A 12,366-nucleotide genomic window follows, 5' to 3' on the forward strand; every position below is an offset into this window, starting at 1 on the left:
AAGCGTTATTACTCCCTTCGGCTTTTCTGCGTCGTTGTTGGTCGAAATTTTTTCTACAGTCTTCCTGTAATCGACATTTTCACTTGGTTAACTTAATGTTAACAACACTCAGAACCTAATACCTAATTAAAGATCAAAAAAACTAACATGATTCAAAAACTAACGTATGTAATGGTCTTTGCCGTATTGTTTTCGATACAGGCAGCAATGGCACAGACCGTTACCGGAACGGTTTCTGACGCAACAGGGACTCCGCTACCAGGGGTTAACATTGTTGAAAAGGGAACCAGCAACGGAGTAACCTCCGATTTTGATGGCAATTACAGCATTACCGTTTCTAGTAGTGATGCCATTTTGGTGTATACCTATTTGGGGTATAAGTCTTACGAATCTTCCCTTTCCGGAAGAAGTACCATCAACGTATCCTTGGAAGAGGATACCCAGTTGTTGGATGAGGTCGTTGTGACCGCTTTGGGCATCAGCAGGGAGAAAAAATCCTTGGGATATGCCGTAACCGAAGTGGAATCCGAGCAGATCAACACCGTTAAGGACTACAACGTGGCCAACTCCTTGGTAGGAAAAGTGGCTGGTTTGGTAGTCAACCAATCCGGTGGCGTAGGATCTGGTTCCAGGATTGTACTTCGTGGTAACAATTCCATTACCGGTAACAACCAGGCCCTGATTGTGGTGGATGGTATTCCAATCGACATGTCTGGAACAGAATCCGGTGGAAGTGTGTACAGCAGTAGTGTTACGGGTGGTGGTATCACCGACTTGAACCCGGAGGACATCGAGTCCGTTTCTGTATTGAAAGGTCCTAACGCGGCCGCTCTTTATGGATCGCGTGCTGCAAGTGGTGTTTTATTGATTACCACAAAAAAAGGCACAAAAGGAAGAGGCTTGGGCGTATCCTTCAATTCTAACGTGACTTTGGAAAACCCAATGTTCTTGCCTGAGTATCAAAATGAGTACGGACAGGGTAGCAATGGCACTCCATATGCCGACTTGGCCGGTATGGGTACCGCTTCTTGGGGTTCACGTATGGATGGCTCACAGCAAGTTTATTTCACTGGAGATACCAAAGCTTATTCCGCACAGCCGAACAATGTGGAGGATTATTTCCAGACAGGTGAAAAATTGATCAACTCAGTTTCCTTGGACAAAGGAGGGGAAGATTACAGCATGCGTTTTTCGTATACCAATAATTATACGACTTCCATCATTCCAAATTCCAAATTACAGAGCCACAACCTAAACCTTAGGACTTTGGTGGACATTTCCGATAAATTGAGTTTTGATGGAAAGGCTACTTACTTCACCCAAGATTTGACCAATAGGGTAAATTTGGGTTCCGAAGGTGTTTTGGGCTATGTGTACTACATGCCAAGAAGTGTGGATGTGAACGATTTAAAAAACTATCAAATTGATAGTCCATCCTTGTATGACCCTACCAGCGGATTGAGCGATTATGATGTAATCAGCTATTCAGGCAGTGGAAAAAGTGTAGGTAACCCATACTGGATTCAATATGAGGATACCAACAACCAAAGACGTGATCGTTTTCTAGGTTTTGGTAAATTGGACTATAAGTTCACCAATTGGTTATCGGCCTTTATAAGAGTAGGTGGGGATATTACCAATGTGCGAACTGAGGTGATCAACCCTGTGGGACATCATTTTAACCGTTACGGATACCTTTCGTTTACCGATAACAAGTACACCGAGTTGAACTCTGATTTCTTGATCACCGCGAACAAGAATATCACTGAAAAGTTGAATTTGACTGCAAACGTAGGTGGTAACTTGAGTAAGCGTACCGCTGAGGCCATGAGCGTTACCGGTTCCCAGTTCAAGATCCCTACAAGAGCATTGTTGGCCAATACCAACATTCAATCCAGTACCCATACACCAATGGAAATCAAAAAAGTAAACTCGCTTTACGGATCGGTTTCCTTGGGTTACGACAGTTTCATGTATTTGGATTTGACTGCAAGAAACGATTGGTCTTCCACCTTGGCGGCCAACAACAGATCATATTTCTATCCTTCCGTGAGTTATGCGGTACTTGTGGATAGGTTCATCGATCCCGATAAAAATGTATTGGATATGTTAAAGCTAAGGACCAGCTGGGCCGAAGTTGGTAATGATACCGGAGTGTACCAGTTGTACCAAACTTTCGATGTGCCACAACAAGGCTACTTGGGTCTTACCACTTTGAGTGCCCCTAATATCCGATATAATGAGGATTTAAAACCTGAAAGCGTTAAATCCATGGAATTTGGTGCTGAAGCCAGATTCTTCACCAACCGTTTGTATGTTGATTTCTCTTTGTACAACATCACTACAAACGATATGATCTATGACCTTCCTGTTCCTGCAGCTACCGGTTACAATTATTACAAGTCCAACATCGGTGAAGTACAGAACAAAGGTTTGGAATTGTTAATTGGCGGTGTACCGGTTAGGACCAAGGATTTTTCTTGGGATGTTTCCTTTAACTTCTCCAAAAACAAAAACACGGTAAATTCCTTAATCGAAGGATTGGATGGAACCGTGTTGAACACAACCAACTCTGGTAACGTTGCCATTACTGCAAATGTAGGTGGTGGTATCGGTGATATCTACGGAACTGTTTGGGCCACTGATGAAGCTGGCAACAAACTGGTAAATGCCGAAGGTATTCCATATGCTTCTTCAGAAAGACAACTTTTGGGCAACTCCCAACCAGATTGGATCGGTGGTCTAACCAACACATTCAACTACAAGAACCTTTCATTACGTGTTTTGGTTGATGGTCGTATAGGTGGAGAAATCTACTCTGTAACCTCTGCCAGCTTGGATGGAAGTGGTGTTTCAGAAAGAACCCTTCAGTACAGGGATGGTGGTGTTGTTGTGGATGCCATTAATTCCGATACAGGTGTGGCCAATACCGAAAGCATTACAGCTCAGGAATATTGGGGAGCCATGTCATCCATTGCCGAAAACTACGTTTACGAACAAACCAATGTGAGGTTAAGGGAATTTGCATTGACCTATAATTTCAGTAGCGACTTGGTACGTAAGATTGGATTGAATTCCGCTTCGTTGGGGGTTATTGGAAGAAACATGTTCTTTTTCTACAAAAAGGCCAAGGATATTGATCCAGATGCCACTTTGGGAACTGGGTTGACCGGTCAGGGTATTTCCATTAACAACGTACCCACGGTAAGAAGCCTTGGGTTGAACCTTAACCTGAAATTATAAAAAAATGAAAATGAAAAAAGAAATCATGAGAATGGGAATGGCCTTGGCCGTCCTGTTGTTCGCCATAAGTTGTTCCGATTTTGACGATATTAACGTAAAGCCAAATGCCTTTACGTCTGATGAGGTCAGTGCGAAATATTTTGTAACGGAGACACAGATACAACTGTATGCTCCCAACCGTTATCCTTACTGGAGGGCCCAATTGATCCACTGGGATCGTTTTGCAGGTCAGTTCTGTTTCGGATTTAACGGTAGCTGGTGGGATGATGGTCTTTCCTATACCTACAATTCAGGATATACCGATGCTGCATACGATTACTTGGCAGGGTATACCGCAAGCCTTAGTGCCTTTTTGAACTTTGTAAAAGAAGGTGGGGAACTGGAAAACCAGAATTACTATGCCATCGGATTGATCATGAAAGGGTTATACTATCAAACGTATACCGATGTATTTGGTATGGTTCCTTATTCAGAAGCGTTGAACCCAGACATCATTACCCCAATTTACGATTCCCAAGCGGCAATCTATGAAGGTGTGATCAATGAGTTGAACGAGGCCATGCAAATTATCGGTTCTTCTACCGCAACAGGAGAAGGGGTTGAGCTTTTGTCTGAAAACGACCTGTTCTTTGGTGGTGATTTGCAACAATGGAAAAAGTTGGCCAATACACTTAAGTTAAGAATGGCGTTAAGGGCCCAAGGCGCTCCTGGAGCTGATTTTGCCAATGCTGCCATTACAGAGGCTATGGCTGCCGATCTTTTGATTGCAGAAACGGATAATGCCCTAATGGAGAAGGATACCGAAATCTCCCAATGGTCCAATGCCGCTTATGGGGATGTTTGGTATAATTTCGGTGTGGGATCTAACTGGACCGTGGGTAAAACCTTAGTGGATTACCTTCAGAACAATAACGATCCAAGGTTGCCCATGTATGCCCAGCCTATAGATGGTGGTGAGGTTGTATTTACCCAACCTGTAGAAGGTGAAGGCGCTGCTCTTTTTACCAAGCATGTTGATTTTATTTTGGCTCAATTGGACAATGCAGGGGTTAGCTACACTAGGGTTGATGGAACCAATGTGGACGGACAAGCCACGGTAACCATTAATGTGGCTACCGATACTCCTTACTACGTAGGGCAACCAACACGATTGAACGGATTGATCTATACCCATGTTAAGGAAGCGCTATTCTCAAGGCCGGCGCAATTGATCATCAATGCCAAAAACCAAGGAAATGATATTTTCCCAGAAATCGTGTTTACCGCTGCCGAAGGTAACTTCTTGCAGGCTGAGGCGATTGTGAAAGGTTTGGCTACTGGTGATGCACAGACATTGTACCAAAATGGTATCAGACAGGCCATGAAAATTTGGGGTGTGGACGATGCTTCCATTGAAACATTCTTGGCAACTGAATCCATTGCTCTTTTGGATGGTTCTGCTGAAGCAAATCTTGAAAAAATCAGCATCCAGAGATGGATCGCTGCCTATACCGATGGTTCCGAAGCATGGTCCATTGTAAGGGATAGTGGTTACCCATCCGAGCTATCGGCCGGGGTGTCCGACTATGATTTGTACAGTGCAGGTACATTGAACGGTGCATACCCACAAAGAATGCGCTATGGTACCGGCGCGTACAACACCAATGGTCCTAATACTGAAGCGGCAAACGCTGCACAAGGACCGGATTTACAAGGAACTACACTTTGGTTTGCACAATAAACCATAGCTATTATGGGTCCGTCCACGCGGATCAATTCATAATTTGAGTTAGTTTAATTAGAGTTAAGTGAGTAAAGGAAGATCTGATCTTCCTTTACTTTTTTTTATATTGTCCCATCCACTATAATATTCAGGGGTATATGCATAGATATTCATTGTTACTTGTCTTTTTGGTTTTGGGTATTACATCATGCTCAGAAAAGCGTGAAGTTTTACCGCCACAACCTCTAGGTCCCATACCTTCTGATGACCAATTGATCTGGCATAGGATGGAACTCAATGCCTTTGTGCATTTCACCATCAACACCTTTACGGATAAAGAATGGGGTTATGGGGACGAGTCCCCGGAATTGTTCGATCCCTCAGCTTTTGATGCAGACCAGTGGATAAAGACCTTAAAGGATGCAGGTTTTAAAGGGGTAATTTTAACGGCCAAACACCATGACGGTTTTGCATTATGGCCTTCAAAATATACCGAACACTCCATCAAGAACAGTCCATTCCAAGGGGGACAAGGCGATATTGTAAAATCAGTTTCCGAATCGGCCAAAAAGTATGGGCTTAAGTTCGGAACGTATCTATCACCATGGGATCGGAACAGGGCCGATTATGGTGAAGCTTCCTATATGGAGTATTATCGCGATCAGCTAAAGGAATTGTTCACAGGCTACGGACCAGTTTTTGAAATGTGGTTTGATGGGGCCAACGGTGGGGATGGATATTATGATGGTGCCCGCGAAACTAGGACCATAGATAGACAACGGTATTATGATTGGCCTAACACCTTGGCCATGGTCGATTCCATACAGCCCCAAGTACTTTTCTTTAGCGATGCCGGACCGGATATTCGCTGGGTGGGGAATGAAAGAGGCCTTGCAGGAGAGACCAATTGGAATACCATAACTCCCGATACCTTGTATGCGGGAAAAGCCGGGATTGAAGAATTGTTGCAACAAGGCGCCGAAGGTGGAAGTCATTGGATTCCGGCAGAAGTGGATGTATCCATCAGACCGGGTTGGTTTTATCACCAATCGCAGGATTCCTTGGTAAGAAGTGCCGAAAATCTTTTTCAGTTGTATTTGACCTCGGTGGGAAGGGGATCCAATCTTTTGTTGAATGTCCCCCCGGACCGTCGTGGACTTTTTCATGAGAAGGATGTAGCTTCCCTTCAGGGATTTAGAAAGATATTGGACAGTGTTTTTAAAAAGGATTTGGTAAAATCGGCCCAAATCACAGCCGAATCTTTTAGAGGAAACGATGAAAGATTTTCACCATCAAACTTGAACGATGGCAATGGAGACACCTATTGGGCAACCGATGATGAAGTGGTTCAAACATCTTTCGAAATAAGTTTTGGAGTTCCAAAATCAATGAATTACCTGCTCTTACAAGAATATATTCCACTTGGGCAACGGGTTGCGGCGTTTGAGGTGCAAGTGCCGAAGGGCAATGGATGGGAAACTATTGCCAAAGGAACCACTATTGGTTATAAACGCATTTTGGAATTCGGTGGGATAGAAGCCTCCAAATTGAGAATTAAGATTACTGACGCTTTGGGTTGTCCAGTGATTTCCAATGTTGGGGTTTATTGAATTAAAAGGAACACTTTCATTTGTTACCCTAAAATTACCTCAAGGTAATTTCCACAATAGTATCCACTGCATCCATTTTGTTCTGGGGAACCTGCAAAAACAACCCAAATGCGTTTTGTTGGAATGTCAGTTTAGATTGATCCGAAAATAACTTTACGTCCTTGATCTTGGCTCCGAAGTCTTCCAAAAATACTTTCTGGCTTCCATCCAGAATGTGCAAGTATATGGTTTTGCCTTTCTGGGTAGTGGCCATTTTTTCAGAGGGGGAAATAGGGCCTGCCATGGTTCCGTAAATAGTCGCTCCATTTTGTTTCATCCATTTGCCCACTTCACTAAGTGATTCTTGGTGTTCATCTTGAATTTTTCCGTTGGGCATTGGGCCTACGTTGAGCAATAAATTGCTCCCGTAACCTGCGGCTTTCACAATGTAGTGGATCAATTCTTCTTTGGATTTATGTTGTCTGTCCTGCAAATTGAATCCCCAAGAGCCGTTGATTGTTTCACACACTTCCATGGGCAGTTTTCCAATATCCGAAGCAGATGTGCCAAAGCCAGTGGTGTTCTTGCCAGGCAAGTCTTTTTCGAACATCTGGAAATCTTCACCCTCTATGGTGGCCAAATGGTGGTTGTTCCCAATAAGGCATTGGGGTTGAAGATCATGGATCAATTTGTAGATTTCGTCATAATGCCAGTCTACCTGAAGGGCTCCAAACCGTTCCCCGTCCCATAATTTTTGGTCCCAATGTCCATCGAACCAAATCCCTGCAATTTCGCCATAATTCGTTAATAGTTCCGTCAATTGGGTCTTCATAAAGGCAATATAATTGTCCCATACGCCTGCACCTCGCCCTGCAATGTCGTTCCCGGTTCGTCCTCTTGGAAAGTAATCATCATTGTGCCAATCCAACAGCGAATAATAGAAAAAAAGCTTGATACCTTCCTTGTGGCAGGCATCGGCGAGTTGTTTCAAAACATCCTTGCCATACGGAGTACCATCTACAATATCATAATTGTTGGCCTTGGTGTCGAACATGGAAAAACCGTCGTGATGCCTACTGGTGATGGTAATATATTTCATCCCGGCATCCTTTGCCATTTTTACCCAAGCTTCGGCATCATAACCGGTCGGATTAAAAAAGGTCGGCAGCTTTTCATAGGCTTTTATGGGAATATTTTGAGTGTTCATCACCCATTCGCCATCACCTAAAATACTGTAAACGCCCCAATGGATGAACATCCCGAATTTGGCCTCTTGGAACCACTTTCGGGCTTCCAGGTTTTCTTTGGTGGGTTTGTAATCTTTCTGACCCTGACCAAAGGAAAAAAAGGCCACTAAAAGGAACAAAATACAAGGGATGCGATTGGTTTTCATGGTATGGTTGTTTAGTTGTATTCCTAAGATGTAACTATTTGGAATGTCTTTGTAAGATATTGTTTTTCAAATTGGGTTGATGCATTTCAAGGCATCAATTTTAAATGGGATTATGCTTTTTCGGGTGCCACATACTCATAAAGTACAGGACCACCTTTAATACCAGCCTTTACCTCCCCAGTATTTTTCAATACATCCATCTGAAAGATCCGTTTTCTAAAATTCCGTTTATCCAATTTGACTCCCAAAATATCCTCATATAGTCCTTGGAGTTCCGAAAGGGTAAACTGTTTGGGCAACAATTCACCAATGATCAATCGGTCTTTTAGATTGTTTTTGAGGAACATATGGGCATCGTGAATGATCTGGGCATGGTCAAAACCCAAATTGGCCGGAATTTCCTCCATATCAAACCAAGCGATCTGCTCTACATTGCCCTTAAGAAAAAGGGGGTGGTTCTCTGGCCGGACCATGGCATAGAACGAAACCGTGATCACCCGTTTTAAGGGGTGTCTTTTCAAATCGGAATAGACTTTTACCTGCTCAAAATGGATGTCCTTTACCCCAGTGAGGGCATGCAGTACCTTACTGGCGCAATCTTTTAGGGTTTCATCGGCTTCCATGACCCCGCCCGGTAACATCCAGTGGTCTGTAAATTCCCCAACGGATCGCTTGGTGAGCAAGAGTTTCAAGCGGTGGTCCACATAACCGAACACAGCAATATCCGAGGTAATGGAACATTCGAATGAATCAGTGTTTACTGTTAAATTTTGAAGATTAGGTGGTTCGATCATCTTTTTATTGCTCATTTGATTTTTTTATTGGATTAAAACTTTTAAATTAGCATCCGTGTCTAAAGTACACAGAAATAATAAAATTTGAAAAAGAATCCTAAAAAAATTTGGGTTCACCATACAGGAATGGGCAATACAATATTCGATATTTCAAAAAAAGTCATTCTGATTACCGGAGGAACGGGAGTTCTGGGAGAAAGCATGGCGGAGTACCTGCTCTCAGAAAATGCCAAGGTCATTTTGCTGGGACAGACCGAGGAAAAGGTGATTGGGAAAGTCAACCGATTCAAAGAAACCTATTCTAATGTGCTTGGATTTTCCGGCAGTGTGTTGGACAAGGATTTTTTGGAGGACGTTAAGAAAAAGGTTGTACAGGAGTGGGGAAGAATAGATGTGCTCATCAATGCGGCGGGTGGTAACATGCCCGGTGCAGTGATTGGGGAGGGGCAGACCATTTTCGACCTACAAATGGATGATTTTAGGAAGGTCTCCGAGTTGAATTTGGACGGCTCCGTGATTCCATCCTTGGTTTTTGGTGAACAAATGGCGGAACAAGGCCACGGGTGTATCCTCAATGTGTCCTCCATGGCGGCCGCTAGGGCACTTACCCGTGTGGTAGGCTATTCGGCTTCCAAGGCGGCCATTGATAATTTTACCAAATGGATGGCCACTGAACTGGCCCTGAAGTTTGGGGAAGGACTCCGCGTGAATGCCATAGCCCCAGGATTTTTTATCAGTCATCAGAACAGAAAATTGCTATTAAATGAAGACGGTAGTCTTACGGATCGTGGCAAAAAAATAATCGATAACACTCCTATGAAACGTTTTGGGAAGGCCGATGAATTGCATGGTGTCGTGCATTGGCTTATCAGTGATGCCGCTAGTTTTGTGACTGGGGCCATCATTCCGATCGATGGGGGATTTAGTGCATATAGCGGTGTATAAACAAGGGCAACAAATGGGATTGGAACAAACTTGGCGTTGGTACGGGCCGGATGACCCGGTATCGTTGGAAGACATTAAAATGGCAGGGGCCACAGGGATTGTTACGGCGTTGCATCATATTCCCAATGGGGAAATTTGGCCTGTGGAAAGCATTTTGGAACGAAAGAATGTACTTGAAAAAGTAGGTTTGAGATGGTCTGTTGTGGAATCGCTCCCAATCCATGAAAACATCAAAACCCGTTCAGGAGAATACAAGGAACACATTGCGAACTACAAGCAAAGCTTGATTCATTTGGGAAAATGCGGTGTTAAGGTAGTGTGCTATAATTTTATGCCGGTTTTGGATTGGACCCGAACCAATTTGGCCTACCCCGTGGAGGATGGCTCCAAAGCCCTATTTTTCGAATTCAGCGCTTTGGCCGCTTTTGATATCCATATTTTAAAACAGCCCCTGGCAGAAAAGGATTATACCCAGGAACAGCTTACTGAGGCCAAGATTTACTTTGAAGGGATGTCCAAGGACGAAATTCAGTTGTTGGTCAAGAACATTATTGCCGGGCTACCTGGTTCTTCCGAAGGATATTTGGATGCCGAAAAAGGGTATAATCTTCAAAAATTCCAAGCCACTTTAGATACCTACAAGGGCATTGATGCGGAACAAATGCGCAGTAATCTGGTAAGTTTCCTAAAGGAAGTAATCCCTGTGGCGGAAGAACACGGTATTCTGATGTGCATCCATCCGGATGACCCGCCTTTTTCCATTTTAGGTTTACCTCGAATCATGAGTACCGAGGCGGATTATGCCCATATTTTTAAGGAAGTGCCATCCATACATAACGGCATTACATTTTGTACGGGTTCTTTGGGAGTTCGGGCCGATAATGATTTAGGAAACATATTCCAACGATTTGCCGATAGGGTTCATTTTATGCATTTGCGTAGTACAAAAAGGGACGGAAAGGGCAATTTTTATGAAGCCAACCATCTGGAAGGGGACGTGGACATGTTCCATATCATGGAGAAAGCCTTGCAGGAACAACAACGCCGTAAACAGGAAGGTAGAACGGACTGGCAAATACCGATGAGGCCCGATCACGGCCATCAAATGTTGGACGATTTGAAAAAGCACACTAATCCAGGATATTCTGCTATCGGTAGACTTCGGGGATTGGCAGAATTAAGAGGATTGATGTTGGGAATAGAAAGGTCATGGGCAAAATGAAATTGAAAGTAAACGTTGTAAAAAAAACAGTAATATGAAATTTTTCAGGATGGTTTTGTCGTTTGTCATGCTGATGCAACTTTCAGGTTGTGTACAGGAAAATGATGTGAAAATCATCCGATTGGCCCATGGTTTGGATGTGAACCATTCCGTACACAGGGCCATGGTTAAAATGGAAGAAGACCTGAAGAATATTTCGGGGGGAAAACTCCAAATAGAGATTTATCCGAACCAACAGTTAGGTACCGAAAGGGAGATTTTGGAATTGATACAACTCGGTAGTCTCGACATGACCAAAGTATCGGTGGCCACGTTGGAAAACTTTGCGCCAAAAACACGGATATTGGGACTTCCCTATCTTTTTGAAACCAGAAAGCATGCCTTTGAGGTTTTGGATGGACCCATTGGACAAGCCCTTTTGGACAATGCACAACAATTCCGATTGAAAGGACTGGGCTATTACGATGCCGGTTTCCGAAGTTTTTACACCGAGCACGAACCTGTAAACTCCCCGGACGATTTGAAGGGACTCAAGATAAGGGTGATGGAAAGTGTTACGGCCATGGATATGGTAAAGAGCCTTGGTGGTTCCCCAACACCCATTTCCTGGGGCGAACTATATACCAGCCTTCAGCAAGGGGTTGTGGATGGAGCGGAGAACAATCCGCCCAGTTTTTACCTGTCAAAACACTATGAGGTTTGTCCGTACTATTCGTTGGATGAACACACCTTTTCCCCGGATGTGTTGATTGTTGGAACCCAGTTTTGGAACAAACTTTCGGAGAAGGAACAAGAATGGGTAAATCAAGCCGTGAAAAGGTCCTTGCAACATCAACGAAAGTTATGGGCCGAATCGGAAGCGGAGGCTTTGGAAGAAGTGCAGAAGGCCGGGGTGAAGATTTTGCATCCAGAAAAAGAGCCATTCATCCAAATGACAAAGGAAATGTACAAAGCGTATGAAGCGGACGAAGAATTGAACAATATGATACAACAGATAAAATCCACGGCAAACTGATGGGCTTCAAAAAAATATTGGATAGCATTTTGGCCCATCTCTTGGTCTTGTTGATGGGGCTAATGGTCTTGAACGTGCTTTGGCAAGTGTTCAGCAGATATGTTTTGGGGCAACCCAGTGCTTTTACAGATGAACTCGCCCGATTTCTTATGATTTGGTTGGGTTTGTTGGGCGCAGCCTTTGTATCGGGCAAAACAGGTCACGTGGCCATTGATGTATTGGCCAAACGTGCCAGTGCCAAAAATCAAAAATGGTTGAAAAGAGCGGTGTCTGGCTCTATCATATTGTTTTGCTTGGCTGCTATGGTAACTGGTGGCGGTTGGTTGGTCTTTACCACATACGAACTGAAACAGCTTTCCCCTGCATTGGGACTGCCTTTGGCCTATGTATATATTGTGATTCCCTTGAGCGGGTTGATCGTGGTTTATTATAAATTTTTTGACATCATATCCGATTGAACCCT

The 12,366-nt window shown here is 43.7% G+C and carries 9 protein-coding genes; 7 read left to right on the forward strand and 2 right to left on the reverse strand.

The genetic code is table 11. From position 1 onward, the window contains the following. Positions 1-147: 147 nt before the first annotated feature. The 3 genes from LKX84_RS16045 to LKX84_RS16055 all read left to right on the forward strand — a co-directional run bounded on the left by LKX84_RS16045 (position 148) and on the right by LKX84_RS16055 (position 6,555). Positions 148-3,243, forward strand: coding sequence for a SusC/RagA family TonB-linked outer membrane protein (locus LKX84_RS16045; protein WP_228238396.1), 3,096 nt, complete (start codon positions 148-150; stop codon positions 3,241-3,243). 10 nt (positions 3,244-3,253) lie between these two features. Further along, a complete protein-coding gene (locus LKX84_RS16050) occupies positions 3,254-4,963 on the forward strand; it encodes a SusD/RagB family nutrient-binding outer membrane lipoprotein (RefSeq protein ID WP_228238397.1) in 1,710 nt (569 codons plus the stop codon). Positions 4,964-5,103: 140 nt separating this feature from the next. Further along, complete coding sequence (locus tag LKX84_RS16055) at positions 5,104-6,555, forward strand: alpha-L-fucosidase (RefSeq protein ID WP_228238398.1); 1,452 nt, start codon at positions 5,104-5,106, stop codon at positions 6,553-6,555. 34 nt (positions 6,556-6,589) lie between these two features. Here LKX84_RS16055 and LKX84_RS16060 read toward each other — a convergent pair whose 3' ends face one another. Next, positions 6,590-7,927: an alpha-L-fucosidase gene (locus LKX84_RS16060; RefSeq protein ID WP_228238399.1), complete on the reverse strand. Its 1,338-nt coding sequence runs from the start codon at positions 7,925-7,927 to the stop codon at positions 6,590-6,592. Positions 7,928-8,037: 110 nt separating this feature from the next. Further along, the gene (locus LKX84_RS16065) at positions 8,038-8,736 is read right to left on the reverse strand and encodes an NUDIX hydrolase (protein ID WP_228238400.1); all 699 of its coding nucleotides are present in this window, start codon (positions 8,734-8,736) and stop codon (positions 8,038-8,040) included. A gap of 111 nt (positions 8,737-8,847) precedes the next feature. Between LKX84_RS16065 and LKX84_RS16070 the strand changes: the two genes are divergently transcribed. From LKX84_RS16070 to LKX84_RS16085, 4 genes are read left to right on the forward strand one after another with little or no spacing between them, the layout of a single operon-like run. Continuing rightward, on the forward strand, positions 8,848-9,666 hold the full coding sequence (locus LKX84_RS16070; RefSeq protein WP_228238401.1) for an SDR family oxidoreductase: 819 nt from the start codon (positions 8,848-8,850) through the stop codon (positions 9,664-9,666). A gap of 13 nt (positions 9,667-9,679) precedes the next feature. Further along, positions 9,680-10,888 carry a mannonate dehydratase gene (uxuA, locus tag LKX84_RS16075; RefSeq protein WP_228238563.1) on the forward strand — a complete coding sequence of 403 codons (1,209 nt, stop codon included), beginning with the start codon at positions 9,680-9,682 and terminating at the stop codon, positions 10,886-10,888. Positions 10,889-10,922: 34 nt separating this feature from the next. Next, positions 10,923-11,903, forward strand: coding sequence for a TRAP transporter substrate-binding protein (locus LKX84_RS16080; RefSeq protein ID WP_228238402.1), 981 nt, complete (start codon positions 10,923-10,925; stop codon positions 11,901-11,903). Beyond that, complete coding sequence (locus LKX84_RS16085) at positions 11,903-12,361, forward strand: TRAP transporter small permease (protein ID WP_228238408.1); 459 nt, start codon at positions 11,903-11,905, stop codon at positions 12,359-12,361. Before LKX84_RS16080 ends, LKX84_RS16085 begins: the two co-directional genes overlap by 1 nt. Positions 12,362-12,366: the final 5 nt, after the last annotated feature.

It is taken from the genome of Allomuricauda sp. M10, from assembly GCF_020782875.1.
Taxonomy (GTDB): domain Bacteria; phylum Bacteroidota; class Bacteroidia; order Flavobacteriales; family Flavobacteriaceae; genus Flagellimonas.